General features: G+C 71.8%; 26 protein-coding genes. 6 read left to right on the plus strand and 20 right to left on the minus strand.

Annotated elements, in window-relative coordinates:
• Window position 1: 1 nt before the first annotated feature.
• The 4 genes from OG985_RS10285 to OG985_RS10300 are packed head-to-tail and all read right to left on the minus strand — an operon-like array spanning window position 2 to window position 2,282.
• Window positions 2-424 (minus strand): MaoC/PaaZ C-terminal domain-containing protein, encoded by a 423-nt coding sequence (locus OG985_RS10285; RefSeq protein ID WP_371667962.1) that lies wholly within the window; start codon window positions 422-424, stop codon window positions 2-4.
• Complete coding sequence (locus tag OG985_RS10290; protein WP_371667963.1) at window positions 424-873, minus strand: MaoC family dehydratase N-terminal domain-containing protein; 450 nt, start codon at window positions 871-873, stop codon at window positions 424-426. Before OG985_RS10290 ends, OG985_RS10285 begins: the two co-directional genes overlap by 1 nt.
• Window positions 874-916: 43 nt before the next feature.
• Window positions 917-1,786 (minus strand): enoyl-CoA hydratase-related protein, encoded by an 870-nt coding sequence (locus OG985_RS10295; RefSeq protein ID WP_371667964.1) that lies wholly within the window; start codon window positions 1,784-1,786, stop codon window positions 917-919.
• A 4-nt stretch (window positions 1,787-1,790) separates the two neighbouring features.
• Window positions 1,791-2,282 carry a PaaI family thioesterase gene (locus OG985_RS10300; RefSeq protein ID WP_371667965.1) on the minus strand — a complete coding sequence of 164 codons (492 nt, stop codon included), beginning with the start codon at window positions 2,280-2,282 and terminating at the stop codon, window positions 1,791-1,793.
• Window positions 2,283-2,431: 149 nt separating this feature from the next.
• Between OG985_RS10300 and OG985_RS10305 the strand changes: the two genes are divergently transcribed.
• Window positions 2,432-3,643 (plus strand): CaiB/BaiF CoA transferase family protein, encoded by a 1,212-nt coding sequence (locus OG985_RS10305; protein WP_371667966.1) that lies wholly within the window; start codon window positions 2,432-2,434, stop codon window positions 3,641-3,643.
• Between the two features lie 291 nt (window positions 3,644-3,934).
• On the opposite strand, the gene OG985_RS10310 is transcribed toward OG985_RS10305, so the two are convergent.
• The 4 genes from OG985_RS10310 to OG985_RS10325 are packed head-to-tail and all read right to left on the minus strand — an operon-like array spanning window position 3,935 to window position 7,589.
• Entirely contained in the window at window positions 3,935-4,702 is a 768-nt protein-coding gene (locus OG985_RS10310) for an SDR family NAD(P)-dependent oxidoreductase (RefSeq protein ID WP_371667967.1), read from the minus strand.
• Complete coding sequence (locus OG985_RS10315) at window positions 4,699-5,238, minus strand: nuclear transport factor 2 family protein (protein ID WP_371667968.1); 540 nt, start codon at window positions 5,236-5,238, stop codon at window positions 4,699-4,701. Before OG985_RS10315 ends, OG985_RS10310 begins: the two co-directional genes overlap by 4 nt.
• Window positions 5,235-6,413 carry an acyl-CoA dehydrogenase family protein gene (locus tag OG985_RS10320; RefSeq protein ID WP_371667969.1) on the minus strand — a complete coding sequence of 393 codons (1,179 nt, stop codon included), beginning with the start codon at window positions 6,411-6,413 and terminating at the stop codon, window positions 5,235-5,237. The genes OG985_RS10315 and OG985_RS10320 overlap by 4 nt, the downstream gene beginning before the upstream one ends.
• Before the next feature lie 57 nt (window positions 6,414-6,470).
• A complete protein-coding gene (locus tag OG985_RS10325) occupies window positions 6,471-7,589 on the minus strand; it encodes an acyl-CoA dehydrogenase family protein (protein WP_371667970.1) in 1,119 nt (372 codons plus the stop codon).
• Window positions 7,590-7,703: 114 nt separating this feature from the next.
• Here OG985_RS10325 and OG985_RS10330 point away from each other — a divergent pair, with 114 nt between their 5' ends.
• Both OG985_RS10330 and OG985_RS10335 read left to right on the plus strand, forming a co-directional pair.
• Entirely contained in the window at window positions 7,704-8,525 is an 822-nt protein-coding gene (locus OG985_RS10330) for an enoyl-CoA hydratase/isomerase family protein (protein ID WP_371667971.1), read from the plus strand.
• A gap of 28 nt (window positions 8,526-8,553) precedes the next feature.
• Window positions 8,554-9,054 (plus strand): MaoC family dehydratase, encoded by a 501-nt coding sequence (locus OG985_RS10335; RefSeq protein WP_371667972.1) that lies wholly within the window; start codon window positions 8,554-8,556, stop codon window positions 9,052-9,054.
• Here OG985_RS10335 and OG985_RS10340 read toward each other — a convergent pair.
• The 3 genes from OG985_RS10340 to OG985_RS10350 form a co-directional block, all read right to left on the minus strand.
• Window positions 9,033-10,445, minus strand: coding sequence for a glycoside hydrolase family 1 protein (locus OG985_RS10340; RefSeq protein ID WP_371667973.1), 1,413 nt, complete (start codon window positions 10,443-10,445; stop codon window positions 9,033-9,035). The two genes, OG985_RS10335 and OG985_RS10340, sit on opposite strands and share 22 nt — an antisense overlap.
• 109 nt (window positions 10,446-10,554) lie before the next feature.
• On the minus strand, window positions 10,555-12,156 hold the full coding sequence (locus tag OG985_RS10345) for a GMC family oxidoreductase (RefSeq protein ID WP_371667974.1): 1,602 nt from the start codon (window positions 12,154-12,156) through the stop codon (window positions 10,555-10,557).
• A gap of 106 nt (window positions 12,157-12,262) precedes the next feature.
• Window positions 12,263-13,129, minus strand: coding sequence for a crotonase/enoyl-CoA hydratase family protein (locus OG985_RS10350; protein ID WP_371667975.1), 867 nt, complete (start codon window positions 13,127-13,129; stop codon window positions 12,263-12,265).
• A 97-nt stretch (window positions 13,130-13,226) separates the two neighbouring features.
• Between OG985_RS10350 and OG985_RS10355 the strand changes: the two genes are divergently transcribed.
• Genes OG985_RS10355 through OG985_RS10365 form a run of 3 tightly spaced genes read left to right on the plus strand, consistent with a single transcriptional unit; the run spans window position 13,227 to window position 16,208 of the window.
• Window positions 13,227-14,009 (plus strand): enoyl-CoA hydratase/isomerase family protein, encoded by a 783-nt coding sequence (locus tag OG985_RS10355; RefSeq protein ID WP_371674326.1) that lies wholly within the window; start codon window positions 13,227-13,229, stop codon window positions 14,007-14,009.
• A gap of 28 nt (window positions 14,010-14,037) precedes the next feature.
• Complete coding sequence (locus OG985_RS10360; protein WP_371667976.1) at window positions 14,038-15,189, plus strand: acyl-CoA dehydrogenase family protein; 1,152 nt, start codon at window positions 14,038-14,040, stop codon at window positions 15,187-15,189.
• Complete coding sequence (locus OG985_RS10365; RefSeq protein WP_371667977.1) at window positions 15,186-16,208, plus strand: TIGR03617 family F420-dependent LLM class oxidoreductase; 1,023 nt, start codon at window positions 15,186-15,188, stop codon at window positions 16,206-16,208. Before OG985_RS10360 ends, OG985_RS10365 begins: the two co-directional genes overlap by 4 nt.
• 22 nt (window positions 16,209-16,230) lie before the next feature.
• Here the strand turns inward: OG985_RS10365 and OG985_RS10370 are convergent, their stop codons facing one another.
• The 9 genes from OG985_RS10370 to OG985_RS10410 form a co-directional block, all read right to left on the minus strand.
• On the minus strand, window positions 16,231-17,013 hold the full coding sequence (locus OG985_RS10370) for a FadR/GntR family transcriptional regulator (RefSeq protein ID WP_371667978.1): 783 nt from the start codon (window positions 17,011-17,013) through the stop codon (window positions 16,231-16,233).
• An 89-nt stretch (window positions 17,014-17,102) separates the two neighbouring features.
• Window positions 17,103-17,699 (minus strand): ATP/GTP-binding protein, encoded by a 597-nt coding sequence (locus OG985_RS10375; RefSeq protein ID WP_371667979.1) that lies wholly within the window; start codon window positions 17,697-17,699, stop codon window positions 17,103-17,105.
• Window positions 17,680-18,048: a DUF742 domain-containing protein gene (locus tag OG985_RS10380; protein ID WP_371674327.1), complete on the minus strand. Its 369-nt coding sequence runs from the start codon at window positions 18,046-18,048 to the stop codon at window positions 17,680-17,682. The genes OG985_RS10375 and OG985_RS10380 overlap by 20 nt, the downstream gene beginning before the upstream one ends.
• A gap of 17 nt (window positions 18,049-18,065) precedes the next feature.
• The gene (locus tag OG985_RS10385) at window positions 18,066-18,500 is read right to left on the minus strand and encodes a roadblock/LC7 domain-containing protein (protein ID WP_371667980.1); all 435 of its coding nucleotides are present in this window, start codon (window positions 18,498-18,500) and stop codon (window positions 18,066-18,068) included.
• Window positions 18,501-18,502: 2 nt separating this feature from the next.
• Entirely contained in the window at window positions 18,503-20,971 is a 2,469-nt protein-coding gene (locus OG985_RS10390; protein ID WP_371667981.1) for a nitrate- and nitrite sensing domain-containing protein, read from the minus strand.
• Between the two features lie 258 nt (window positions 20,972-21,229).
• Entirely contained in the window at window positions 21,230-21,628 is a 399-nt protein-coding gene (locus OG985_RS10395; RefSeq protein ID WP_371667982.1) for a Zn-ribbon domain-containing OB-fold protein, read from the minus strand.
• The gene (locus OG985_RS10400; protein ID WP_371667983.1) at window positions 21,625-22,779 is read right to left on the minus strand and encodes a thiolase family protein; all 1,155 of its coding nucleotides are present in this window, start codon (window positions 22,777-22,779) and stop codon (window positions 21,625-21,627) included. Before OG985_RS10400 ends, OG985_RS10395 begins: the two co-directional genes overlap by 4 nt.
• 13 nt (window positions 22,780-22,792) lie before the next feature.
• Window positions 22,793-24,406 carry an AMP-binding protein gene (locus tag OG985_RS10405; RefSeq protein WP_371667984.1) on the minus strand — a complete coding sequence of 538 codons (1,614 nt, stop codon included), beginning with the start codon at window positions 24,404-24,406 and terminating at the stop codon, window positions 22,793-22,795.
• A 103-nt stretch (window positions 24,407-24,509) separates the two neighbouring features.
• The gene (locus OG985_RS10410) at window positions 24,510-26,000 is read right to left on the minus strand and encodes an aldehyde dehydrogenase (RefSeq protein ID WP_371667985.1); all 1,491 of its coding nucleotides are present in this window, start codon (window positions 25,998-26,000) and stop codon (window positions 24,510-24,512) included.
• Between the last annotated feature and the right edge of the window lie 73 nt (window positions 26,001-26,073).

The raw sequence follows: 26,073 nt of genomic DNA on the forward strand, positions 1-26,073 counted from the left end.
TTCAGGGCTCCAGGCGGGCCGTCGCGGTGCCGGTGACCACCTCGGCGCCGTCCTGGGTGACGGTGCGCAGGGCGAAGTGGGCGACCGGGCCGTCCGGCGTGACCTCGACCGACTCGACGGTGGCCGTGGCGGTCAGGGTGTCCCCCGGCCACACCTGGGCCTTGAAGCGCACACCGAAGCGCAGCAGCGCCTCGGGGCCGACCCAGTCGGTCAGGACCCGTCCGGTCATGCCCATCGTCAGCATGCCGTGCGCGAAGACACCGGGGTACCCGGCGGTCTCGGTGGCGAACCTGTTGTCGGTGTGCAGCGGATTGAAGTCGCCGGACGCACCGGCGTACTGCACGATCCGGGTCCGCTTCAGGTCGTCGACCAGCACGCTCTCACGGGTCTCGCCGATCTTGATGTCGGCCGCGTTCACGCTCATCAGGCGTCCTTCGGGGTTGCGGGGCCCTCGGGCACGACGGCCACGGTCCGGGCGCTGACGACCGGTTCGCCGTCGGCGTCCCGGTACTCGGTGATGCGCTCGCTGAACAGCAGACGGCCGGTACGGCCCTGCTTCTCCCAGCTGCGTCCGGGGACGGTGTGCGCGTGCAGCGTCTCGCCGGCGCGCACCGGCCGGTGGTACTCGAAGTGCTGCTCGGCGTGCAGCCCGCCGCCGCCCTCCACCATGACCCCGGGGCCCGCCCCGGAGCCGAACCACTCCTGGTCCGGCTTGGGCCGCAGGTGGTAGTCGGGGTCGTAGTGGGCGCTCGCCATGGTGAAGGTCGGCGGCGCGAGCGCCGACTCGCCCTGGAACGCCGGGTTCTCGTCGCCGATGGCACGGGCGAACATCATGATGTGCCCGGCTTCGACGGGGAACGGCTGCCCTGTCATCGTCCAGTCTCCTCGGTCGGTACGGCAGATCTGAGCTGCGGGGTCAGTACGGCAGGAACGCGTCGCGCGTCGCCTCGTCGGGGTCGAAGTCCGCGGGGAGCCCCTCGAACTTGGGCTCCCGCTTCTCGGTGAAGCTGGCCACGCCCTCGCGGAAGTCGGGTGAGCCCGCGAAGAACTCCATGGCGGAGTAGGAGCGGGCGAGGGCGTCGGTGAAGGTCCGGTCGAGATCGCCGTACACCTGGTGCCGTACGACGGCCATGGCGCGCGGGGAGCAGTTGCGGGCGATGTCCCGGGCGTAGGCGCGGGCGGCGTCCAGCAGGTTCTCCGGTTCCACCACGCGGCTGACCAGGCCGAGTTCTCTGGCCTCGTCGGCGTCGAAGACCCGGCCGGAGAGCAGCAGGTCGAGCGCGTTCTCCAGGCCGATGACGCGGGGCAGGACGTACGGCAGGTTGTACTCGCCGGCCAGGCCGCGGCGGGTGAAGGCGGTGGTGAAGCGGGCTCCGCGGGCGGCGAAGCGGACGTCGCAGATCAGTGCCTGGATCAGGCCGATGCCCGCGCAGGCGCCGTTGACGGCGGCGATCATCGGCTTCGGCATGTCGCGCCGGCTGTACATGGGCACGCGGGCCTGGAGGTTGAGGGACTGGCCGGGCTGGGAGTTCTGTGCCAGCCGCTGCACGTCCATGCCGGGGCAGAACGCCCGGCCCGCGCCCGTGACGATCACGACCCGGACGGCGGGGTCGTGCGCGGCCTCGTCCAGGAGGGCGAAGAAGCGGCGCTCCATGGGAAGGCTCCACGCGTTCTTGCGCTCGGGACGGTTGAGGGTGACGGTGGCGACTCCGTCCTCGTCCACCTCGTACAGCACCAGGTCCAGGTCCGGATCCGGGTCCTGGGCCACCTCGGGCTCCTCGGGCATCACGTCACTCCTCGGTCAGCGGTTCGATGGGGTCGCCGACGCCCGGCCGTTCCCCGGAGATGGTCACCACCACCTGGCCACGGGCGCAGATGCGTCCGTCGGTCATCACGTCGACGTCGGCGAAGTGCACCCTGCGGCCGCGCCGCACACAGCGGGCGTACGCCACGGCCTCGCGGCCTCGGGCGGGTGAGAGGAACTGCACCGACATCGACACGGTGCTGAGCCGGCTGCCCTTGTCGAAGTCGTGTCCGGCGATCACCGCGCCGGCGCCCGCGGTGTCGATGAGCGCCGAGATCACCCCGCCGTGGAAGATGCCCTCGTGGGCGGAGAGGGACTCGGCGTAGGGCAGCACGATCTCCACGCCGTCCGGGTCCCAGCGCGTCACCCGCAGCCCGCAACGGCGGTTGAAGGGGACCCCGCGCTCCCAGCGGGCCCGGAACCACTCGCGGCGTTCGCGCTGTTCCTGCTCGGTGAGGGTCCTCGCCGCGACGGTCATCCGCACGCCCTCCGGTCTCGGCCAGCAGGCCGATCGATATAGTTACATGATTAAACAGATGAGGCAATCGTACGGGACGAGCCCGAGCGCTAGATGTATTATTTATATAACTCATTCGCCTGTTCGTCACCCAGAGAGGGGCCCCTTCGATGCCGTCGACCGCCCTGGCCGGGATCCGCGTCCTCGACCTGTCCCGCATCCTCGCGGCCCCGCTGGCCACCCAGATGCTGGCCGACCTGGGAGCCGAGGTGATCAAGGTCGAGCGCCCCGGCAGCGGCGACGACTCGCGGACCTACGGCCCGCCCTTCGCCGTCGGACCCGAGGGCGACCGGACGGACACCGCCGCCTTCTACCTCTCCTGCAACCGCAACAAGCGGTCGGTCACCGTCAACCACGCCACCCTGGCGGGGCAGGACCTGATCCGCGCGCTGGCCGCCCGGTCGGACGTCGTCGTCGAGAACTTCCGCGCGGGAACCCTGGCGAAGTACGGGCTCGGGCACGAGAGCCTGCGGGCGCTCAACCCGCGGCTGGTGTACCTCTCCGTGACCGGCTTCGGGCAGACCGGGCCGTACGCCGAACGCCCCGGCTACGACGGCATCTTCCAGGCCATGTCCGGCATGATGAGCGTCTCCGGGCACCCCGACGAGCCGATGAAGGTCGGCGTCAGCATGGTCGACATCCTCACCGGCCTGTACGCCTCCACCGCCGTGCTGGCGGCGCTGCGGCACCGGGACGCCACCGGCGAGGGACAGTTCGTCGACCTCTCCCTGCTCGACTGCGGGCTCGCCTCGCTGTCGCACTTCGCGATGAACTACCTCGTCTCCGGCGAGGTACCGCGCCGCCGCGGCAACGGCGGCTACGGCGGCATCCCGTCGCAGGCCTTCGCGTGCGCGGACCAGCCGATCTTCCTCGTGGCGGGCAACGACAAGCAGTTCGCCGGGTTCTGCGCGGCGGCCGGCCGCACCGACCTGCTCCAGGACGAGCGGTTCGCCACCACCTCCGCCCGGATCGCCCACCGCGAGGAGATCCTGCCGGTCCTGGAGGGGGTACTGCGCACCAGGACCCGGGACGAGTGGCTGGCCGTGCTGGCCGAACACGACGTGCCGGCGGGCCCGTTCAACGAGATGCCGGAGGTCTTCGCCGATCCCCAGATACGGCACCGCGAGATGCTGGTCGAGGTCGAGGACCCGGTGTCGGGCCGCCTGCCACTGCTCGCCAACCCGATCCGCTTCTCGGCGACGCCGGTCGAGGGCTACACCCCGCCACCCGCACTGGGCGAGCACACGGCGGAAGTGCTGGGCGAGCTGGCCGATGTGACGGAGCCTCAGCTCGCCGAGCTGCGGGCGCGGGGCGTCGTCTGACGGAGGCCGCCCACCACGGCCAGACGCCACGGCCGCTCGCGGCCCGGCCAGCGACTCGGGCGGTCGTAGCCTGGAGCCTCAGCCGGGTGCTACGGCCGGTCGCCGACGGGTGCCTCGGCCGGCCCGAGGACCGGTCCTGACCCGGTGTCTCGACCGGCCCGACGGCCGGTCCTGCCCCCATGTCCCAGCCCGGCCCGACGGCCGGCCCTGACCCCATGTCCCAGCCCGGCCCGACGGCCGGTCCTGCCCCATGTCCCAGCCCGGCCCCACGGCCGGTCGTGGCCCGGTGTCTCAGCCGATCAGGGTTCGGCCGCCCTCCAGCATCAGCGTCGCGCCGGTCAGGTAGGCCATGTCGTCGCTGACGAGGGCGGCCACCGCCCGGCCGATGTCGGTCTCCGGGTCGCCCATCCGTCCGAGCGGGATGCCGGCCAGGACCCGTTCGGCCTTCTCCGGGTTGGCGGCGAGGTACTCCTCCGCCGCCGGACTCAGCGCCGCCGGGCAGACGACGTTCACGCGAATCCCGTACGCCCCCCATTCGCGCGCGGCGACCCGGGTGAGCCCCCGGACCGCCTCCTTGGCCATCGCGTACGCCGCGAAGGTCACCTCGCCCTGCACGGCGGCCGAGGAACCGAGGTTCACCACACTGCCTCGGCTGGCCCGCAGATGCGGCAGAGCCGCCTGCATGGCGTGGAACGCGGCCAACGGACCGCTGCGGTAGGTGAGTTCGACGTCGTCGTACGAGGTCTCCGCCAGTCGGCGCTGGACGGAGGACTGCGCGTTGTTGACGAGCACGTCCAGCCCGCCGAACCGCTCCACCGTCTCGGCCACCATGCGGTCGACGTCCTCCCGCTCGCCGACGTCCCCGACCACCGTGTGCGCCCGCCCGCCGCGCCCGGCGATCTCCTCGGCCACGTCCTTCAGCTTGCCCTCGGTACGGCCGGTGATCGCCACGGCCGCCCCCTCGGCCGCCAGCGCGAGCGCGATGCCGCGGCCCACCCCCTGCCCACCGCCGGTCACCAGTGCCGTCCGCCCGGTCAGCCGGGTTCCTCGCCCTGTCACTTCGTCTCCTTCCAGAAGGCCGCCCAGGAGGGAAAGGCGTCCGGGAGCGCCGGCTCGCCGGCCCCGTCCCAACCCCTGAATCCCACCGCCTGCGGGCGCTCGGTCGTGTCGGCCGCGTACCAGTGCTGCTCGCGGCGCCGGGAGAAGTACCACTCACCGTCCACGCGCGCGTAGTCGTCGAGGTAGCGGATGGCCATGACGATCCACCGCTCCTCCACCTCGTGTTCGGCCCGGCAGTACACCGATCCGGTGGCCGTGTCGGGGCCGGTGAACTCGATGTGGTGGCCGCAGATCTGGTGAACGGACCGGTGGAAGCCGCGGACCAGGGGTTCGATGTACGACAGCAGCGCCTCCCGGCCCCGGCCCAGGCGCCCCATCTCCACGTCGGGCCGGAAACAGCCGGCCCAGGCGTCGAGGTCACGGGCGTCCACGGCGAGGGCGTAGCGGACCGGCAGTTGCTGGATCGCCAGGTGCGACTCGATGCGGTCGACCCGGTCCTCGAGCGACCGTCCGGCGCGGTTCTCGGGCGGCGTCACGGCCGGGGCTCCTTCGGCAGACCGAGGAGCTGCTCCCCGATGATGTTCCGCTGGATCTCGCTCGACCCGCCGTAGATCGTCTCCGCGAGTGAGAGCAGGAACGAGCGCTGCCGGGTGTCCAGGCCGTAGTCCTCCCCGACGATCTGTCCGGCGGGTCCGGCCAGCTCCATCGCAAGGTGGCCGAGCCGCTGGTGACGCGTGGAGGCGTACAGCTTCGCGGTGGTGGCCTGCGCGCCCGGCGTGCGCCCGGCGGTGAGTTCGCCGATGGTCCGCAGATTGGTGGTGCGCATGATGCGTACGGAGATCCAGGCGTCCACGATCCGGCCGCGCAGCATGGGATCGTCCAGCGCGCCCCGCCGCCGGGCCAGTTCGATCAGTGCCTCCGCCTCCCGCTCGAAGCCGAGCTGCTGGGGCAGCAGGGTGGTGCCGCGCTCGATGCCGAGGGTGGCCATCGCGGTGCGCCAGCCCTCACCGACCTCGCCGACGACCATGTCGGCGCCGGTGCGCGCGCCGGAGAGGAAGACCTCGGCGAACTCGTCCTGGCCGGCGAGGTTGCGGATGGGCCGGATCTCCACGCCCGGCTGGCGGGCCGGGACGAGCAGCATGGTCAGCCCCTTGTGCCGGCGGGAGTCGGGGTCGGTGCGGGTGAGGACGTAGAGCCAGTCGGCGTGCAGACCGAAGGAGGTCCACACCTTCTGGCCGTCGACCACCCACTGGTCTCCGTCCAGCGCGGCCCGGGTCCGGACCGACGCCAGGTCGGAGCCGGCGCCCGGTTCGCTGAAGCCCTGGCCCCACAGTTCCTCGACACCGAGGATCGGCGGCAGGAACCGCTTCCGCTGCGTTTCGGTGCCCGCCTTGAGGAGCATGGGTCCGAGCAGGTCCAGGGCGTTGACGGTGGCCCGGTAGGGGGCGTTGGCACGCGCGTACTCGTACTCGAAGACGATCTCCTCGACGAGGCCGAGGCCGCGGCCGCCGTACTCCCGCGGCCAGCCCACGCCCAGCCAGTTCCCGGCGGACAGTTCGCGGTCCCAGGCGAGGCGGACCTCCCAGGCCGCGCCGTCGGTGGGACCGCCCACGCCCCGGTGCTCGGCGAACTCGCCCACGAGGTGGTCCGCCAGCCAGTCGCGCAGCTCCTGGCGGAAGTCGCGTACCGCGGGCCCGAAGTCGAGCTCCATGCCGGCTCCTTCAGTAACAGTCGGACGGTTCGGATGATGAGGTTCGGAAGCCGCGGCTCAGATGCCGAGCCGGGTGGCGAGCAGCTCACGGTGGTACGAGGGCGTGCCGAGCAGCACCTCGGAGCTCTTGGCGCGCTTGAAGTACAGGTGGGCGGGGTGTTCCCAGGTGAAACCGATGCCGCCGTGGACCTGGATGTTGTCGCCGGCGACCTTGGTGAAGGCCTCCGAGCAGAAGGTCTGGGCCAGGGCCGCCGCGACGGCGATCTCCGTCTCGTCGCCGGCCTCCAGTGCCCACAGCCCGCCGTACGCGGCCGAGCGGGCGGACTCGATCTCCACGAGCATGTCCGCGCACTTGTGCTTGATCCCCTGGAACGAGCCGATGGCCCGGCCGTACTGCACCCTGATCCTGGCGTAGCCCACCGCCGCGTCCAGCGCGGCCGCGGCTCCGCCGGCCTGTTCGGCGGCCAGCAGGACGGAGGCGGTGGCGAGGGTGCGTTCGAGGACGGGCCAGGCCGTGCCCTCGGTGCCGAGGAGTCGGGCGGGCGTGTCCGTGAACTCGACCCTGGCCTGCTTGCGGGTCTGGTCGAGGGTGGCCAGGGGGGTGCGGACCATGCCCGGCGCGCCGGCGTCGACCGCGAGGAGGCTGATGCCCGAGGGGGTGCGGGCGGCCACCAGGAGCAGGTCGGCGAGGTGGCCGTCGGGGACGTAGGTCTTCGCGCCGGTCAGCCGCCAGCCGTCCGGTCCCCCGGTGGCCGTGAGCCCGATGCCGCGCTCGTCCCAGCGGCCGCCGTCCTCGGTGAGTGCCAGTGTGGCCACGGTCGAGCCGGCGGCGATGCCGGGCAGCAGGTCGGCCCGGGCCCGCTCGTCGTCGCAGCGCAGCAGCGCCTCGGCGGCCAGGGCCACGGTGGCGAAGTACGGGCCGCCGAGCAGCGCGCGGCCCGCCTCCTCGAAGACGATGCCGAGTTCGACGTAGCCGAAGCCGGAGCCGCCGTACTCCTCCGGTACGGCGAGTCCCTGGAGGCCGAGTTCGGCGGCCATGCGCCGCCAGACGACGAGGTCGTAGCCGCGCGGGTCGTCGGCCAGCCGGCGCACGTCCGGCTCGCCGGAGTACTTGCCGAGGAAGGACCGCACGACCTTGCGCAGTTCGTCCTGCTCCTCGCTGAAGGTGAGATCCATGCCGCGCTTCCCGTCCTCGGTGTGGTCCGCTCGCCCTGTCGGGCGGCTTGTCGACCCGCCCTCGATACAGTTAGATAATTATAGTATCCACACTGAATGCACCAGGAGCGTGACGTGACCGATCTCTACGACCAGTTCACGAGCCTGACCTTCGAGCGGCCCGCGCCCGGCGTGCTCCGCATCGTGCTCGACGCCCCGAACCTCAACGCCGTCGATCCCCGGATGCACGGGGAACTGGCCGACATCTGGCCGGTCGTCGACCGGGACGAGCAGACCCGCGCGGTGGTGGTCCAGGGAGCGGGCAAGGCGTTCTCGGCCGGCGGGACCTTCGACTCCATCGAGGCAATGACCGGGGACTACGCGGTCCGCGCCCGGGTGATGCGCGAGGCCAGGGACATGGTCTACGGAGTGATGAACTGCTCCAAGCCGGTGGTCTCCGCGATCCACGGCCCGGCGGTCGGCGCGGGGCTGGTCATCGGCCTGCTCGCGGACATCTCGATCGCCGCCCGTACGGCGAAGATCGTCGACGGGCACACCCGCCTCGGCGTCGCGGCCGGTGACCACGCGGCCATCTGCTGGCCCCTGTTGTGCGGCATGGCGAAGGCCAAGTACTACCTGCTCACCTGCGAGGTGCTCACGGGCGAGGAGGCAGAGCGGATCGGCCTGGTCTCCAAGTGCGTGGACGCCGGCGAGGAGCACGCCGAAGCACTGCGGGTGGCCACCGCGCTGGCCGCCGGGCCCGCCAGCGCCATCAGCTGGACCAAGCGCTCGCTCAACCACTGGTACCGCACCGCCCAGCCGATCTTCGAGGCCTCGCTCGGGCTGGAGTTCTTCGGCTTCGGGGGACACGAGGTCGTCGAGGGGCTGGCCGCCCACCGCGAGAAGCGCAGCCCGGACTTCGAGGGCGTCGGCGGCAAGCACCCGATCGACCTGTGACGTCCTGACCCACGAAAGGAAACCCGCGATGACGACCGAGCACACCATCACCGAGATCCCCCCGCTGGTGCGGGGGCTGACCTACGAGGACATGCCGGTGGGGCAGGTCTTCCGGACCGCCCGCCGCACCGTCACCGAGACCGATCTGGTCAACTTCATCACCTGGGGCGGCTTCAACGAACCGCTCTTCTGGGACGCCTCGCACGCCGCGGACGGTGGCTACACCGGTCGGCTCGTGCCGGGCGCGCTGACGTACTGCCTCGCGGAGGGGCTCGTCCTCCAGACGAACGTGCTGCACGGCACCGGTCTCGCCTTCCTGCACATGGAGCTGACCGTGCAGGGCCCGGTGTACGTCGGCGACACGCTGTACGCCGTCGTGGAGACCACCGCCTGCCGCCCGTCCAGCAAGCCCGGCCGGGGTGTGGTGACCAGCCGGATCACGGTGCGCAACCAGCGGGACGAGACCGTGCTCGTCTACACGCCGGTCCGGCTGATCCGGGGCCGGGACTACGTGGCCGAGACGCTCTGAGAAGCCCGGGCGGCGGCCGGCACCAGGGTCAGTCTGCCCGTGGGGCCGGTCACGACCGCGTCCGCGAACGCTCCCCCGTGCACCCAGTCCGAGGGGATCGCGGGACGCGGCGGGGCCTCGTGGTCCGGGACCGCCATCGCGTACAGGCGGGTGTAGCGGAACTTCGCCTCCAGGTTGTCCAGCACCGACCAGTACTCGTAGCCGCACACCTCGACCCCGGCCGCGACGAGCCCCGCGAGCCAGGACAGCCGCGCGCGCAGCAGGGCTTGCCGCCGGGCGTCGTCGCTGTGTCCGTTCGCGTCGACGAGGTCCAGGTCGGCCATGCCGTTGTCGATGACGGACAGCGGCGGCAGCAGGTCGCCGTACAGGTCGTGCAGCCCGGCGACGGCGTCGGCGAGCCCCTCGGGAATGATCGGCCAGCCGTACGCCGTGGTCTCCACGTCGGCGAACGGGACGATGGCGAAGCCGAGGCCCACCAGCAGCCGGTTCACCTCGTTCAGGGCGCTGGGACACCTCGTGGTCGGCAGCACCCGGGGCAGGTTCTCCGGTGCGGTGACGCGGAACGGGGTGTGCCAGGACAGGCCCAGCAGGCCCTGCCGGGTGGCGATGGTCTCCAGGTCTCCGGGGCGTACGCAGCCGGTGGCCTCGACCGGTGAGACGTCGTCCTCGGTGACCATGTGCTCGCCGAGCAGCAGCGGGTCGAGGAAGAGCCGGTTGGTCCAGCTCTCCAGGCGTTCCAGGGCGAGGCGGTCGAAGGGGTCGTCGGTGGCCGGGTAGCCCCCGACGAGTGTCACGGTGGTCCCGATCCGGCCGCGCACACCTTCCGCGGCCAGGGCCCGCACGGCGAGCCCGTTGGCCAGCAGGATGTGGTGCACCGAGGCCAGCCCGGCCCGGCCGATGCCCCGGCTGGGCGGATACATTCCGGCCACATGGTCGGCGAGCGTGGGGCCGGCCAGGTCGGTGGAGGTGATCCAGCGCTCCACCCGGTCGCCGAAGCGGCGGCCCAGCTCGGCGGCGTACCCGGCGAAGTGCTCGGCGGTGTCGCGGTCCAGCCAGCCCCCGGCGGCGTCGAGCCACGGCGGGAGGGTCCGGTCGAGCAGGGTCACGGCGGGCCGCGCACCGCCCGCGAGCAGGGCGTCGAGGGCGCGGTCGAAGCGGTCCAGCGCCTCGCGGTCCCAGGTGCCGGGGCCGTCGGGCTGGAGCCGCGGCCAGCCGGCGGCCATCCGGTGCGTGTCGGGGGTGACGCCGAACAGCTGCCGCATGTCCTCGGTCCACTGCCGGAAGTGCCCGACGCGTTCCGACGGGGGCGGCGGCGGGGCCGCGAGGCAGTCCGCGGTGGCGACTCCCCAGTCGACACCGCGAAGGGATTCGTGCAGGAAACCATCGTGCATGGTTACCGTCCAGGCGGTAAATGGTCCAGCGCATTCAACTGAATGCCCGCCATCCGGACGCTAACAGTTCAAACAAACTACGACAATGTTTCGGCCACATCTCACGAAATCAGGCAGCCCCGAGGATGAGATCCGCCGCCCGCCATGCCATGGCCATGACCGGCGCGTTCATGTTGCCGGAGACCATGGTGGGCATGATCGAACAGTCCACGACCCGCAGGCCGTCGAGACCGCGTACGCGCAGTTCGGAATCGACGACGTCGTCCTCGTCCGGACCCATGGCACAGGTGCCGACGGCGTGGTAACCGCACCGGCCGTGGTCGAGACCCGCGTCGATGATCTCCTGGTCCTCCCGTACGCCGGGGCCGGGCAGTGTCTCGGCGGTGATCCGGCCGGCGATCGGCTCGGCCGCGAACAGTTCCCGCATCCGGCGGAAGAGCGCGGTGCCCACCGCGCGGTCGTGGTCGGAGCCGTAGTAGTTCGGTGTGATGGTCAGGGGCGCGTCGGGGTCGGCGGAGGTGATGTGCAGGCTTCCCTCGGCGTCGGGGCGCAGGATGTAGCCGAGGCCCATCACCCCGGGCTCGCGCTCCACGCCGGTCTCCTTGCCGGGGACGTCCGGCGTCAGGGACACCGGGGCGATCAGCAGCTGTGCGTCCGGGCGGGTGAGTTCGGGCCGCGACTTGAAGAAGGCGATCACGTCGAAGGCGGGCGCGGCCAGCGGTCCACGGCGGGTCGCCAGGTACCTCAGGCCCGACAGGCCCTGGCGCAGCGGGGTGCTGAGCGCCTTGTTGTAGCCGAGGTTGTCCTTGAGCCGATACTGGACGACGAAGCAGCGGTGTTCGCGCATCCGGCCGCCGACGTGCGGGCTGTCGACCAGCACGTCCACGCCCGCCGACTTCAGCGTCCCGGCCGGGCCGATGCCCGACAGCTGGAGGATCTTGGGCGTGGCGATGCTGCCGGCGGAGAGGATCACCTCGCGCCGGGCGCGGACGTCGCTCTCCCCGCCCTGGGTCCTGGTGCGTACGCCCACCGCCCGGCCGCCCTCCACCAGGACGCTGGTCACGTGCGTGTCCACCGTCACGGTGAGGTTCGGGCGGTGCGCGACGGGGTGCAGGAAGGCCCGGGCCGCGCTGAACCGCCGCCCGTTCCTGATGGTGGCCATGGCGTAGCCGATGCGTTCGTCGTCGCTCGCGTTGAGGTCGTCGCTGCGGTGCCAGCCGAGTGCCGTCCCCGCGGCGATCGCCTCCTCGCACAGCGGCTCGGGTCCCGGTGCGGTCGACACGTGCAACGGCCCGCCCACGCCCCGGACTTCGGAGGCGCCGAGCGCGTTGTCCTCGATGCTCCGGAAGATGGGCAGCATCGTGTCCCAGCCCCAGCCGGGGTTGCCGAGCCGTTCCAGCTCGTCGTAGTCGGCGCGGTCGCCGCGGTTGTAGACCATGCCGTTCACCGAGCTCGAGCCGCCGAGGGTGCGGCCCCGGACCCAGTGTTCGACCCGGCCGGCCGGGCCCACCGGCTCCACCGGGTAGTGCCAGGCGAACCGCGGGTCGCCCAGCAGCTTGCCGAAGCCCTTGGGCATGCTGATCAGCGGGGTGGCGTCCCGGCCGCCCGCCTCGATCAGCAGCACGCTCGTCCCGGCGTCCGCGGAGAGGCGGTTGGCCAGCACGCACCCCGCCGATCCGGCTCCCACCACGATGTAGTCGTACGTCGTCATCCGATCCCCCTGCTCCGTTGGTGTCACGCACCACGAGGGGCCCTGCTCCCCCGTGGGGACCTGCTCGCCTGTGGCCTGCTCCCCGTGGGGCCTGCTCCCGAGGGGACTACTCCCCGAGGGGGCGGAACTCCTCTTCCTGCCACCAGGGATAGACGGCCGGCATGTCCTTGCTGACCCGGCCCGGAAACTCCGGCGGGCGCTTGGCGAGGAACGACTCGACGCCCTCGGTGGGGTCCGGGCCGCCGCCGATCTGGCTCATGATCCGCGAGTCGAGGGGGTGCGCCGCCATGGGATGCGGCTCCCCGAGCATCCGCCACATCATCTGGCGGGACAGGGCGACCGAGACGGCGGAGGTGTTCGCGGCGATCTCACGGGCCAGTTCGTAGGCGGCCGGGAGGAGTTCGTCGGGCGCGTGGACGGATCGCACCAGGCCGGCCGCGAGGGCCTCGTCGGGGCCGAAGACCCTGCCGGTGGCCACCCACTCCATGGCACGCTGCATGCCCACGGCCCGCGGCAGGAACCAGCTCGCGGCGGACTCGGGGACGATGCCGCGGCGGGCGAAGACGAACCCGAACTTCGCCGAGGTCGACGCGAGCCGGATGTCCATGGGCAGGGTCATGCTGGCCCCGACTCCGGCGGCGGGCCCGTTGACCGCGCCGATCACCGGCTTGGCACTGGCGAAGATCCGCAGCGCGACCCGGCCGCCGGTGTCCCGGTGCCAGGCGCCCGCCGTACGGTGGTCGAAGGTGGACCGGCCGGCGCTGACGTCGGCGCCGGCGCAGAAGCCCCGGCCCGCCCCGGTCACCACGATCACCCGTACCTCGTCGTCGGCGTCGGCCTCGTCCAGGACGTCGAGCAGGTCCTGCATCATCCGCGGGCTGAAGGCGTTCAGCTTCTCGGGCCGGTCGAGGGTGACGGTGAGGATCCGGTCCTCGACCTCCGCACGCACGGTCTCGTAGGTCCGACTCGACATGGCGCGTCCTCCGTCACTCGGCTGTCCGGTTCTCAGAAAGCTTAATTAGTTATAGCATTCAACTCTACTGACCCATTCATGATCGACGGCGGTGGAGATGGCGGACCTGGTGGAAACGGATCTCGTGGTGACGGCGGTCGGGCCGGTCAGGCTGGTCGAACTGAACCGGCCGGAGCAGCTCAACTCGATGAGCGAGGAGCTGCATTCCGCCCTCGCCTCGGTCTGGGACGAGCTCGCCGCCGACCCGCAGGCACGGGCCGTGGTGCTCACCGGACGCGGCCGGGCGTTCAGCGCCGGCGGCAACTTCGACATCATGACCCGGGTCCAGCGCGACAGCGTCTTCCGGCAGCGGAACGTCGACGAGGCCCGCCGGATCATCACCGGCATGGTCCGCTGCCCGCTGCCGGTCATCGCGGCGGTCAACGGGCCGGCCGTGGGACTCGGCTGCAGCCTGGCCCTGCTGAGCGACCTGGTGCTGATCGCCGACGACACCTATCTCGCCGACCCGCACGTCCAGGTGGGCCTGGTCGCGGGCGACGGCGGGGCCCTCGTCCTGCCCCTGCTCGTCGGCCTGACCCGCGCGAAGGAACTGCTGTTCCTCGGCGACCGGGTGAGCGCCGAGGACGCGGTCCGGCTCGGCGTCGCCAACCGCGCCGTCCCCAAGGACAAGCTCCTCGACGAGGCCATGGACCTCGCCGGACGGCTGGCCGCCCTCCCGGCGCAGGCCCTGCGCGAGACCAAGCGGGCGGTGAACCTGCACCTGGAGCAGGCCCTCGCCACCGTGCTGGAACCGGCCCTGCTCGCCGAGCGGGACAGCATGCGCACCCCGGACCACATCGCCGCCGTCGAGAAGATCATCGCCGCCCGCGGTCGTCGCTGAGCCGCGAGAGGAAGAGGAGGACCGAGGCATGGACTTCGCGTTCAGCGACGAGCAGGAGGAACTGCGGCGTACCGTCCGGGCGTTCCTCGCCGACACCTCGCCCGAGACCGAGGTACGCCGGTTGATGGAGACCCCGGAGGGCTTCGACCGGAGACTGTGGCGCCGGATGGGCACGGAGCTGGGCCTGCAGGGCCTGGCCGTCCCCGAGGAGTACGGCGGCGCCGGCTGCGGTCCGGTCGAGGTGGGCGTGGTCATGGAGGAGATGGGCCGGGCGCTGCTGTGCGCCCCGTTCCTCTCCTCGGCCGTCCTCGCGACCACCACGCTGTTGCGCTGCGCCGACGAGGACGCCCGCAAGCGGCTGCTGCCACAACTGGCCGCCGGCGAACTGGTCGCGACCCTGGCCCTGACCGAGGACTCCGCCCGCTGGGACGCGGCGGGTGTCGCGCTCACCGCCCGCCCGTCGGACGGGAGCTGGCTGCTGGACGGCCACAAGACGTTCGTCCTCGACGGAGCCGCCGCCGACGTCGTCCTCACCGTGGCCCGTACCGCCGACGAGGGCATCGGCGTGTTCCTGGTCGAGGGCGACGCGGCGGGGCTCGCCCGTACGCCGCTGCCCACCCTGGACCCGACGCGTCGCCAGGCGCGGCTGGAGTACACCGGCGTACGGGCGACCCGGCTGCGCACGCACGACGACGGCGACGGCTGGGACCTGGTGTCGCAGGTGCTGGACCGGGCCGCGGTGGCACTGGCCGCCGAACAGGTCGGAGTGGCCTCGCGCGCCCTGGACACGGCGGTGGAGTACGCCAAGGTGCGGCAGCAGTTCGGCCGGCCCATCGGCTCCTTCCAGGCCGTCAAGCACCTGCTGGCCGACGTCCTGCTCGAGGTGGAGTCGGCGCGCGCCGCCGCCCACTCCGCGCTGCTCGCGGCCGAGCACGAGGACCCGGAGCTGCCCGCCGCGGCGAGCCTCGCCAAGGCGTTCTGCTCCGACGCCTGCCTCCAGGCGACGACGGAGAACATCCAGGTGCACGGCGGCATCGGCTTCACCTGGGAACACCCGGCCCACCTGTATCTGAAGCGGGCCAAGACGTCCCAGCTGCTGTTCGGCGATCCCGCGTACCACCGGGAACTGCTCGCACGGCGCATCGGACTGGACACGGACACGGTCGAGGGAGTGGCATGAAGGTCGACGGCAAACTGAACGTCTGGGGCACGGCCGAGGTGGTCGAGGAGGCCCGGCACCACGAGAAGGCCGGCTACGACGGCCTGTGGGCCTCGGAGTCCAAGCACGACCCCTTCCTGCCGCTGCTGCTCGCCGCCGAGCACACCGACCGGCTCGAGGTGGGCACGGCCATCGCGGTGGCCTTCGCCCGCTCCCCGATGCAGCTCGCGTACACCGCGCACGATCTGCAGAGCTACTCCGGCGGACGCTTCTCGCTCGGCCTCGGCAGCCAGATCAAACCGCACATCGAGCGCCGCTTCGCCATGCCGTGGAGCCGGCCCGCGGCCCGCATGCGGGAGTACGTCAGCGCGCTGCACGCCATCTGGGACGCCTGGAACGAGGGCGCCGGGCTCGACTTCCGGGGTGACTTCTACACGCACACCCTGATGTCCCCCTTCTTCTCGCCTCCGCCCGCGCCCGGCGGAGCGCCGAAGGTGTTCGTGGCCGCCGTCGGGGAGGCGATGACCCGGGTGGCGGGCGAGGTGGGGGACGGGCTGCTGGCACACGGCTTCACCACCGAGCGCTACCTGCGCGAGGTGACCCTGCCGACCCTCGAGGCGGGCCTGACGGCCTCGGGCCGCACCCGCGCCGACTTCTCCGTCTCCCACCTGCTCCTGACCGCGACCGGCCGCACCGAGGAGGAGCTGGCCCGCGCGATCGACGGCACCCGCCGCCAGATCGCCTTCTACGGCAGCACCCCGGCCTACCGCGGTGTGCTGGAACTGCACGGCTGGGGCGAACTCGGCGACGAGCTCAACGCGTTGTCGAAGTCCGCGCGCGAGGACAAGTGGGAGGCGATGGGGCATCTCGTCGACGACGAGGTCCTGCACGCCTTCGCCGTCGTGGCCGAGCCGGACCGGGTGGCCGCCGAGATCCGCCGCCGGTACGGGGCGCTGGTCGACCGCGTGTCCTTCTACACCGCCTACGAGATCGACGCCGAGGTGTGGGAGCCCATCGTCCGGGATCTGCGCGACAACTGACGGGCGATCAGGCACCGAGGGGTCAGCCGAGCAGGTCCAGGACGGTGGTCATGGACCTGTTCTGCAGCAGGTAGTCCTCAGCCTCCTGGAGGTGGACGCGCCACAGCTCCTCGGCGTCCTCGGCCCGGCGGGCGGCCACCAGCTCGACGAGCGCGACATGGGCGCGGAAGCCCCTGCGGTTGGCCCGGAGGTTCTCGGGGCTGCCGGCGTCGAGGTCGACGTGGGACCAGTTCGCCTGGTCTATGATGTGCCGGACCATGCCGTTGAGGACGTTCAGCGTCTGGTTGGCCGCCAGTTCGACGACAAGGGCGTGGAACTCCATGTGGGCCCGGATGAAGGCCGACGGATCGTCCATCAGCCGCTCCGCCTCGGCGACGGCCGCGCGCAGCCGCTCCAGGTCCTCCTCGGTGCGCCGCTCGGCCAGCAGTCCGGCGCAGGGCGCCTCGATCACCGTACGGGCGTCGTAGACGTCCTTGAGGGTCGTGCCCCGGTACTCCAGGACCACCCCGGCGTAGCGGGCGGCCACCGTGCCCTCCGGGACCTGGACCCGTGCTCCGCCCCGGGCCCCTCGGCGCACGCTGATCAGCGACTCCGACTCCAGGACCCGGAACGCCTCGCGCAGCGTCGGCCGCGACACGGCGAACTCCTCCATGAGGGCCGTCTCGGAGGGCAGCGCGTCGCCCTCGGCGAGTTCGCCGCGCACGATCATGCGGCGCAGCCGTGCCGCGACCAGCTCGGCCATCTTGGGCACCCGTACCTGGACGCCGTTGAGCCCGCCACCGCCCTGTCTGCCCATCGCACTCATCGCGGGGCCCACCTCCGTCCGGCCCGCGGGCGTGAAACACAGCCCGCCCGCCGGGTGGATCCCACTCTACAACTAGATAACTCTTTGAACTAGGTCATCGAGTTCGTCATGATGAGATGTTCGGCCAGCGACAGCAGCAGTTCGCGGCCGACCGACCGCTCCCGCATGTCCCCCATCAGCAGCGGGACTTCGGGGTCGAGGTCGAGCGCCTCGCGGACCTCCCGCTCGTCGCGGTCCCGGCGGCCGTGGAAGCAGTTGACTCCGACCACGAACGGAATCCTGCGGCTCTCGAAGAAGTCGATGGACGCGAAGCTCGTCTCCAGGCGCCGGGTGTCGGCGAGGACGACCGCGCCGAGGGCGCCCTGCACCAGGTCGTTCCACATGAACCAGAAGCGTTCCTGACCGGGCGTGCCGAAGAGGTAGACCACCAGTTGGGGGTTGACCATGATGCGGCCGAAGTCCATGGCCACCGTGGTGGTGGTCTTCCGCTCGACGCCCTCGACGTCGTCGACACCGACGCTCGCCACGGTCAGGTACTCCTCCGTGCGCAGCGGTGGCACCTCGCTGACCGCTCCGACGAGGGTGGTCTTGCCGACGCCGAAGCCGCCGGCCACGAGGATCTTGACCGCCGCGGGGGCCGTGCCGCGCGGGGTGCGTTCGACGAGGTCAGAGTCTGCGAAGTCCATCCCTCACCGCCCGAAGTAGGTTCATGTCCCAGTTGCTTCCTGCCGCTACGGCGAGCGGCGGACGGGTGGTCGCCCTGCCCAGGGCGACCAGGTCGTCGATCAGGATCTTCGTCACCGACACCGGCAGGTCCAGTTCGGCGGCGATCTCGGCCACAGCCGCGGGCGCCCGGCACTGCCGCAGGATCGCCCGGTGCTCGGGTTGCAGGCCGCGGGAGCCCGCCCGGGTGGGCTCGGGCTCGACGGTCGAGACCAGCGTGATCAGGGTGAGGTCGTCACGGGCCGGCGCGGTCCGGCCCTGCGTGATCGTGTAAGGCCGTACGGACAGTTCCTCCGCGTCACCCGGTTCCATGCCGTCCGTCCAGTGGCTCACTCACGCACACCGCCCTCGCCGGCGGGCGTCACCATGCGTGCTTCGGTGCCCAGCCGCTGGCCCACCTGCTGCATGAGCGTGTGCATGGCCACGGCCATCAGCTCGGCGTCCACCTCCTGGGACGCCACGACGGCCAGGTGCGTGCCCCGGCCGGCGGCGGAGATGAACAGCCACAGCTCGGCCAGTTCGACGATCACCTGGTGCACCGGACCGCCGCCGAACAGCGTGCCGACCCCTCGGGCCAGGCTCTGCTGGCCGGTGGCCACGGCGGCCAGCCGCTCGGCGTCGCCGCGGGCGATGGTGCCGGACTGGCTCACCACCAGACCGTCGTCGGACAGCACGATGGCGTGCCGGGTGCCGGGGACCTGCTCGACCAGGCCGTCCAGCAGCCAGTCGAGATCCTGATGAGTGGCGGTCGTTCGCAGTGTCATGGTCAGTCTTCCGTCGTGAACCGTCGGCGGATCGGCAGGCCGTCCGCGGGGCCGTGGTCTGCCGTGGGAGTCGTACGGCGCGCCATCCTGGACTGGCGCTGGAAGGCGCCGACCGTGGCGCCGGAGCGGGCCGGAGCGGGACGTGGGCCGGGGGGCTCGCCCTCGGGGCGCGCCCGGACGCCGGCGTCCGGGCTCCGCAGTTCGTCGACGAGGCTGGCCTGCCGCACCCGCTTGGGCAACGGCCGTACCACCCCCGGCCCGAGGTCTCCGGGCGGAGCGCCGGCGCGCACCGCGTCGGGCAGCCGCGGCACTCCGTACGGCCGCGGCGGCCCGGTCCGCGCGCCGTCCGGCGGTCCGGCGGCCGGGACCGGGTGCTGGGCGCCCACCTCGACTCCGTGCCCCGGCGGGTTCCCCCGCCTCGCGAAGGGCCCGGCCTGCGCGGACGGCGCCACGGCGTGCGCGGAGGGCGTGGAGTGGCCGGACGGCGCGGCGTGCGCGGAGGGGCCGGACGGCGCGGCGTGCGCGGAGGGGCCGGACGGTACGGCGTGCTCCGACGCCGGTGGCCAGGAGGCGACGGCCTCGGCCGGTCCGGCGGGCGCCGGTTCGACGGCGTCGGCGACGACGAGTTCGTCGGGGATGAGGACGACCACGCGCGTTCCGCCGAACGCGGAGGGCCGCAGTTCCACGTGGATGCCCAGGCCCTGCGCCAGCCGGGCGACCACGTACAGACCGAGCCGGACGTCGTCGGCCCGCGACATGACGTCCATCCGGGGCGGTTCGGCCATCAGCCGGTTGAGCGCCTCGTACTGCTCGGCGTCCATGCCCACACCGCGGTCCTCGATCTCCACCGCGAGCCCGCGCCCCACCCGGGCCGCGTACACCTCCACCGGCGTGGGCGGCCGGGAGAAGCCGACGGCGTTCTCCATGAGTTCGGCCAGTACGTGGATCACCAGTCCGACCGCGCGCTCGGACAGCCACACCCGGCTCTCCACCTCGATCTGGATCCGCCGGTAGTCCTGCACCTCGCTCTGGGCGGAGCGCAGCACGTCCAGCAGCAGCACCGGCTTGCGCCAGCGTCGCTGCGGCTGGCCACCGCCGAGGATCACCAGGTTCTCCTCGTAGCGGCGCAGCCGGGCGGTCAGGTGGTCGAGGTCGAACAGGCCCTCCAGGACCTCCGGGTCCTCGTGCTTGCGCTCCAGTTCGCTGAGCTTCTTCATCTGCAGGCCGATGAGCAGCTGGGTGCGCCGGGCGATGCGCTGGAGCAGCTTCTCGAAGCCGTGGAACTGGCCCACCTGGGCCACCGTGGTGTCCAGGACGGTGTGGCGCGCGAGGTTGAGCGCCTGACCCAACTGGCCGAGTTCGTCGCCTCCGTGGCGGATCACCGGGAGTTCGGCGTCCGGGTCGACGGACTCGCCCCTGCGCATGCGCCGGACCACGTCCGGCAGCCGGGTCTGCAGGTCCAGGGCGGCCGTGCGCAGCGCCTTGATGCGGCGGCGCAGCAGGCGGGTGAACAGCACGGTGACCAGCGCCACCAGGACCACGGCCACCGCGTTCAGCACGCTGGTGACGATCAGGCGGGTCTGCGTCGCGTGCAGTTTGTCGTCGGTGGCCGCCGTCAGGATCTTCGCGTAGTCGGTGTTGCGCTCCTGAAGGCCCGCGGTGACCTGCTGGACGCTGCCGCGCCAGCTCTTGCCGAGCGTGGCGGGGAAGGTGTCGGTGGCGGACCCGCTCGCGGAGCCGGCCAGGACGGCTTCCTCCACGTCGGTCTTCTTCTGCCACGCACTGCTCGTCATGAGCTCGCGGAAGAGTTTCGCCTGGTGGTCCGGGAGCAGCGGGACGACCTTGCTGTCGTAGACGAACTGCTGGGAGCCGATCCAGCCGGCCAGTTGACCGCGGTCGGTGCCGGAGAGCCGGCCGGTCACGGAGGCGCGGGTGAAGAGCGCGTCCTCACGCGAGATCATCTCCAGGCCCCAGTCCTCGTCGATGGCCGGCCTGGCGAGGTGGTCGATGCCGGTCAGACCCACGTTGCTCAGCGTGTTGAAGACGTTCAGGTGCTGGGCGACGAGAGCCGTGTAGTGGTCGAACGTCTGCTGCTGCGAGGCCGTCCGCTCGTCCACACCGGTCCGGTAGTCGGCCAGTTTCCGCAGGTCCTGGCCCAGGTCGACGACGGCGGCGCGGATGTCCTCCGGAGCGCTCCACCCCTTGGCGGGCAGTTCCTCGACGGTCTTGACGACCACGTCGGTGCGGGCGCGTTGCTCGCGCAGCCGCTTCTGGTAGGCGGCCGGGTCGGCCAGCGCGGCGCCGCTGAGCCGGCGTTCCTCCTGGAGGCTGAAGAAGGCTCCCAGGATCGGGCGGGCGGCCGTGGTCGACACGTTGTTGCGGTCCTGTTGCCGCCGCCAGTCCGTGTAGAGCTGCGCCGAACTCGTGGCCCACAACGCCACCAGGGTCACGATGGGCACCAGGGCGAGCACCAGCAGGACCGTGCGGAGCGAAAGTTGCCGCCCGGCCGCCCGGTCCCGCTGGTCCTGTCTTTGGTCCTGCCTCTTCGACGCACGCGCATGCACTGCCACTTCGGGTCCCCAGCGATGGTCAGAAGGGCGGGCCGCCTCGACGGGCCCGCGCGATGCGCAGACGCTATCCCAAGAAACCGCTAACTAAATACGCTTAGAGCAATCAACGCTTAAAATGTGACGAAGCACCAATTCGTCTCAGCGTGGCGTCGCAGCGCGTCAGTTGTCCGGCATGAAGTAGGGCAGCGTGATGGTGTCCGTGAGGACCCGGAAGTCGACCCGTACCCGCATACCGATCAGGACGTCGTCCGGGTCACCGGCGTCGACGTGGGACAGCAGGGTGGCCCCGTCGTCCAGGTCGACCACGGCGAGCGCGAAGGGGGTGTCGAAGCCGGGCCCGGGCGCCCGGTGCACCACGGTCACCGAGTAGACGGTGCCCCGCCCGGCGCTCGGCACGTAGCGCCAGTCGCGGGACATGCACCCGGGGCAGGCGGGCTCGGGTACGAAGAACCGCAGGTCGCAGGAGGCGCACTGCGGGACGACCAGGTCACCCCGCCGGGCGGCCGCCCAGAACGGCTCGGACAGGACGGTGGGCTGCGGGACGGGCCTGGCACTCATCGCATCCTCCCCAGCACGCTCATCTCGTAGTGCTGCGCGCCCGATCCGGCGTTGCCCACCACCGCGAGCCCGGCGCCCGCGACCTGGTGCACGGCGCCGCCGCGCAGCTGCCGTACGGCTTCGACGACCTTCAGTGTCATCTGCTGTGTCCCGTTCCACGCGTAGGCCAGACAGCCGCCGTCCGGGTTGACCGGATGCTTGCCGTCCACGGCGATGGCGCCACTGGCGGCCAGCGGCCCGCCCTCGCCCTCGCCGCACAGTCCGAGGATCTCCAACTGCCGGATGATCTCGAAGGAGTTGGGGTCGTAGAGGGAGAACACGTCGACGTCCTGCGGGTCGATCCCGGCCATCGCGTAGGCGCGGCGGGCCGCCTCCCGGCCGAGCCCGCCGACCTCCCGGTGCAGTGCCGGGTTGGCGTAGGCGGCCTGGTGGTACTCCATCGCGCCGCCGAGCACGGCGACGGGCGTGGACGGCAGGTCGCGGGCCCGTTCGGCGGTGGTCACCACGAGCGCCGCCCCGCCCTCCCCCACGATGCAGCAGTCCAGCAGACGGAACGGCGAGGCCACCATGCGGGAGGCGAGCACGTCGTCGGCGGTGTACGGGCCCCGGCCGTACATCATCGCCTCCGGGTTGGTCGTGCCGTTGTTGCGGATGGTCGCCGCGACCTCCGCGAGCTGGCGCGAGGTGGTCCCGTACTCGTGCATGTGCCGTGCCGCCACCAGCGCGAACTGGGCGACCACATAGCTGCCCCACACGTCCGCGAACTCCAGCGGCACCCCGGCACCCACCGGGCCTCCTCCGCGCGAGACCAGCTTGCAGCCGCCGACCACGACGGTGTCGGCGAATCCGGCCCGGACGGCCGCCGCCGCCTTCAGCAGTCCCCGCGAGCCCGCGTTGTCGAGCATCGAGTCGCTGGTCCAGCGCAGGTCCCGGCCGAGCATCCGGGCCCAGGAGCTGCCCTCGCCGGGCACCCCGCCCGGGCCGGGCCAGTCCACCTGGGCGCCGTCGACGTCCGACGGGGAAAGACCGGCGTCCTCGATCGCGCCGCGCACCGCTTCGAGCGCGAGGTCCATGGCGTCGCGGTCCGGGAGTGTCAGCGCCTGTTCGGTGGCGTGCACCCCCACGACGACCGGCTGACGGGGATCCTGCATCGTCCGCACCCCCTCAGCGTCCGGCGCCCAGTGTGGCGCCGCCCGGATATCCGCCGCCGCCGAACCGTTCGTCGAGCGCCTCGTAGTCCTTGGCGAAGTCCTTGGTACGCGGCAGCGCCTCGACGAACTCCACCGTCTTGGGCTTCTTGTACGAGGCGATCCGCGCCCGGCAGTGCTCGATGACGTCCGCGGCGGTGACCGGTTCGGCTCCCGGCGCCAGGACGACGACGGCCTTGACGTCCTGTGCCCAGCGTTCGTTGGGCACGCCGATCACGGCGGCCTCCCGGACGCCCGGGTGGGACTCGATGCAGTTCTCCACCTCGGCGGGGAAGATGTTCTCGGCCGCCGACTTCAGCATGCGGGTCGTCGTCCCGAGGAAGCTGATCGTGCCGTCGCTCTCACGCCGGCCGAGGTCGGTGGTGTGCCACCAGCCGAACCGGAACCGCTCCTTGTTGATCTCCGGCCGGTTCCAGTAGCCGAGGTGCACCAGGTCGCCGCGGACGCAGATCTCGCCGGCCACACCGGCCGCGCACTCCGCACCGGTCCCGTCCAGGACGCGTACGGCGGTGAAGGGTCCCGGCCGTCCCGCGTTGCCGGTGCCCGCGCCGCCGTAGGCGCCCGTCACGGCGAAGCCGGTGACCTCGGTCTGTCCGTAACCGCGGCCCTCACCACCGCCGTTGCGGGTGAAGCGGCTCTGGTCGGTGGGCACGGTGCCCTGCCACAGGGGTGCGGCCACACTCGCCCGCAGATGGGAGAGGTCGTGGCCCGCCTCCCGGTTGAGGGCGACCAGCTGCGCGATGGTCGGGGGCATCAGATAGGCGTGGGTGCACTGTTCCGCCGCCAGCAGGGGAAGCAGTTCCTCGGCCACCACGCGGCGGACGACGACGTTCTTGCCGCCGTGCACGAAGGCCGGGACGCCCCAGAACTGGTAGTTGCCGATGTGGAACATCGGCCCGGCGCCGAGGAAGGCGGTCTCCCGGCCGATGTCGCCCATCCAGGCGGCGCTCGCGCCCATGGCGAGCAGGTTGCGGTGCGAGAGCATCGAACCGGACTGCCGTCCGGAGATCGCCGCGGTGTAGATGACCAGGAGCGCGGCGTCGGGGTCGACGTCGGCGGCCGGGTCCTCGGGCGAGCCGGCGGCCAGGAAGGACTCGTAGGTGTCCGGGCCCTCGGACTCCTCGCCCCCGGTGTCGTGCCGCAGCCACAACGCCCGGTGGTCGTCGCCCAGTTCGGCGCGCGCCTTGCGGACCGTGTCGCCGATCTCCTCGTCCTGCCAGACCACCACGCGGGGGTCGAAGTCCTGGACGGCGAAGGCCATTTCGGGGGCGGCCCAGCGCCAGTAGCCCGGACACACCATGGCCCCGACCTTCGCGGCGGCACCGAGCAGCTCCCAGACGCGGAAGGAGTTCTGCCCCAGCCACAGGATCCGGTCGCCGGCGCCGACGCCCGCGTCTGTCAGGGCGTTGGCCAGCCGGTTGGTGCGCTCGTCCAGCTCCGGCCAGGTCGTCCTGACGTCGCCGTCGACGAGGGCCACACCCTCGGGAAAGGACCGCCGGTGGTCACGGATGACGTCGCCGAACGTCAGCCGGCGGGCGCGGGGGTCCTGTCCCCCGGGAGAACTCAGCATGCTGTCTGCTCCAAAAAGCTCGGAAGGCTGCGAGGGCTGTGAGGGCTGCCATGCCGTGACGGCCGTACAGGGTGTGCGAGTTGCCGCGAAGGGCCGGGCGCGGTCAGACGCGGCCGATGCCGACGCCCTTGACGTTGATGAACTCGTCCAGGCCGGCCCTGCCGCCCTCCCGGCCGAACCCGCTGAGGCCGACGCCGCCGAACGGCGTGGCCGGCGAGGTGATCGGGTTCGGGCCCGGGTTGACGTAGACCGTGCCGGCCTTCAGGCGCGGCACCAGGCGGTTGACCCGGGCGATGTCACGGGACTGGATGTACGCGGACAGGCCGTACTCGGTGTCGTTGGCCAGGGCGACGGCCTCCTCCTCCGTGTCGAACGGGGTGAGGGCCAGGACCGGGCCGAAGACCTCATGCTGGGCGAGGTCGCTGCGGTTGTCGACGTCCGCGAACACGGTCGGGGTGACGAAGTAGCCGTCGGCGTCGATGTGTTCGCCGCCGTACACGAGCCGTCCCGCCCCCTCCTGGATCGCCTTGTCGACCACACCCCGCACCCGGTCGCGGGCGGCGGCGTCGATCAGCGGTCCGATGTACGTCGCCGGGTCGAGCGGGTCGCCGACGGGGAGGTGGGCCACGACCCCGGTGACGCGCGCGACGACCTCGTCGTAGATCGACCGCTCGACGAGCAGCCGGGTGGGCAGCGCGCAGCCCTGGCCGGTGTTGCTCATGGCGAAGGCCGCGCAGTACGGGACGACGGTGTCGAGGTCGGTGTCGGCGAAGAGCAGGTTGGCGGACTTCCCGCCCAGCTCGAACACCACCGGCTTCAGGCTGAGCGCCGCGTCCGCCATGATGCGGCGCGCGGTGGCGGGGCCGCCGGTGAAGGAGATCTTGTCGACGCCGGGGTGCCTCACCAGGGCCGCGCCCGCGTCGCCGAGTCCGGTGACGACGTTGACGACGCCCTCGGGGATGCCCGCCTCACGGGCCAGGTCGGCGAAGAGCAGCGCGGAGAACGGCGTGGACTCGGCCGGTTTGATGACCACGGTGTTGCCGGCCGCGAGCGACGGCGGGACCTTCATCGCCAGGGACAGCGCGGGCGAGTTCCAGGTGATGATGTGACCGATGACGCCGTACGGCTCGGCGATGGTGTACTCGAGGTTCTCGTGCGGGCTGTAGGCCGCGCCGACCATGCCCTCGATCTTGTCGGCCCAGCCGGCGTAGTACTCGGTCCACTCGGCGACGTGCGGTCCGACGTTGTCCGCCCAGCCGCCGACGCACACGCCGTTCTCCAGCGGGCAGATCGCGGCGAAGTCGTGGATGTGGTCGCGCAGCAGTTGCGCGAAGCGGGTGAGCAGGCGGCGGCGCTCGGCGGGGCGCATGGTGCCCCACACCTCGAAAGCCTGGCGGGCGGCGGCCACCGCCCGGTCCACCTCGAGGGCGCCGGCCAGCGGGATGTGCGCCTGGACCAGGCCGGTCGCCGGGTTCCGGTGCTCGTGCACCCCGCCGCTGGCGTCGGTGACGTCCTTGCCGCCGATGACGAGCCGCGGTTGCGGCAGGTCGTGCTCGGCCCTGTCCTGGTGCAGCTTCACATCGACCGTGACCACGAATGCCTCCTCGAACCCGCCTCACCCATCTCGCTTAAATAGCTAACCTATTTATCCACTACAGTCAATGAGT

Origin of the sequence: Streptomyces sp. NBC_00289 (assembly GCF_041435115.1) — a bacterium.
Taxonomy (GTDB): domain Bacteria; phylum Actinomycetota; class Actinomycetes; order Streptomycetales; family Streptomycetaceae; genus Streptomyces.

Excerpts from the sequence above, each read along its gene's own strand:
- OG985_RS10285 (WP_371667962.1), bottom strand. The coding sequence starts at position 424 with ATGAGCGTGAACGCGGCCGACATCAAGATCGGCGAGACCCGTGAGAGC.
- OG985_RS10290 (WP_371667963.1), bottom strand. The coding sequence starts at position 873 with ATGACAGGGCAGCCGTTCCCCGTCGAAGCCGGGCACATCATGATGTTC.
- OG985_RS10295 (WP_371667964.1), bottom strand. The coding sequence starts at position 1,786 with ATGCCCGAGGAGCCCGAGGTGGCCCAGGACCCGGATCCGGACCTGGAC.
- OG985_RS10300 (WP_371667965.1), bottom strand. The coding sequence starts at position 2,282 with ATGACCGTCGCGGCGAGGACCCTCACCGAGCAGGAACAGCGCGAACGC.
- OG985_RS10305 (WP_371667966.1), top strand. The coding sequence starts at position 2,432 with ATGCCGTCGACCGCCCTGGCCGGGATCCGCGTCCTCGACCTGTCCCGC.
- OG985_RS10320 (WP_371667969.1), bottom strand. The coding sequence starts at position 6,413 with ATGGAGCTCGACTTCGGGCCCGCGGTACGCGACTTCCGCCAGGAGCTG.
- OG985_RS10325 (WP_371667970.1), bottom strand. The coding sequence starts at position 7,589 with ATGGATCTCACCTTCAGCGAGGAGCAGGACGAACTGCGCAAGGTCGTG.
- OG985_RS10335 (WP_371667972.1), top strand. The coding sequence starts at position 8,554 with ATGACGACCGAGCACACCATCACCGAGATCCCCCCGCTGGTGCGGGGG.
- OG985_RS10340 (WP_371667973.1), bottom strand. The coding sequence starts at position 10,445 with ATGCACGATGGTTTCCTGCACGAATCCCTTCGCGGTGTCGACTGGGGA.
- OG985_RS10345 (WP_371667974.1), bottom strand. The coding sequence starts at position 12,156 with ATGACGACGTACGACTACATCGTGGTGGGAGCCGGATCGGCGGGGTGC.
- OG985_RS10350 (WP_371667975.1), bottom strand. The coding sequence starts at position 13,129 with ATGTCGAGTCGGACCTACGAGACCGTGCGTGCGGAGGTCGAGGACCGG.
- OG985_RS10355 (WP_371674326.1), top strand. The coding sequence starts at position 13,227 with ATGGCGGACCTGGTGGAAACGGATCTCGTGGTGACGGCGGTCGGGCCG.
- OG985_RS10360 (WP_371667976.1), top strand. The coding sequence starts at position 14,038 with ATGGACTTCGCGTTCAGCGACGAGCAGGAGGAACTGCGGCGTACCGTC.
- OG985_RS10365 (WP_371667977.1), top strand. The coding sequence starts at position 15,186 with ATGAAGGTCGACGGCAAACTGAACGTCTGGGGCACGGCCGAGGTGGTC.
- OG985_RS10370 (WP_371667978.1), bottom strand. The coding sequence starts at position 17,013 with ATGAGTGCGATGGGCAGACAGGGCGGTGGCGGGCTCAACGGCGTCCAG.
- OG985_RS10375 (WP_371667979.1), bottom strand. The coding sequence starts at position 17,699 with ATGGACTTCGCAGACTCTGACCTCGTCGAACGCACCCCGCGCGGCACG.
- OG985_RS10380 (WP_371674327.1), bottom strand. The coding sequence starts at position 18,048 with ATGGAACCGGGTGACGCGGAGGAACTGTCCGTACGGCCTTACACGATC.
- OG985_RS10385 (WP_371667980.1), bottom strand. The coding sequence starts at position 18,500 with ATGACACTGCGAACGACCGCCACTCATCAGGATCTCGACTGGCTGCTG.
- OG985_RS10395 (WP_371667982.1), bottom strand. The coding sequence starts at position 21,628 with ATGAGTGCCAGGCCCGTCCCGCAGCCCACCGTCCTGTCCGAGCCGTTC.
- OG985_RS10400 (WP_371667983.1), bottom strand. The coding sequence starts at position 22,779 with ATGCAGGATCCCCGTCAGCCGGTCGTCGTGGGGGTGCACGCCACCGAA.
- OG985_RS10405 (WP_371667984.1), bottom strand. The coding sequence starts at position 24,406 with ATGCTGAGTTCTCCCGGGGGACAGGACCCCCGCGCCCGCCGGCTGACG.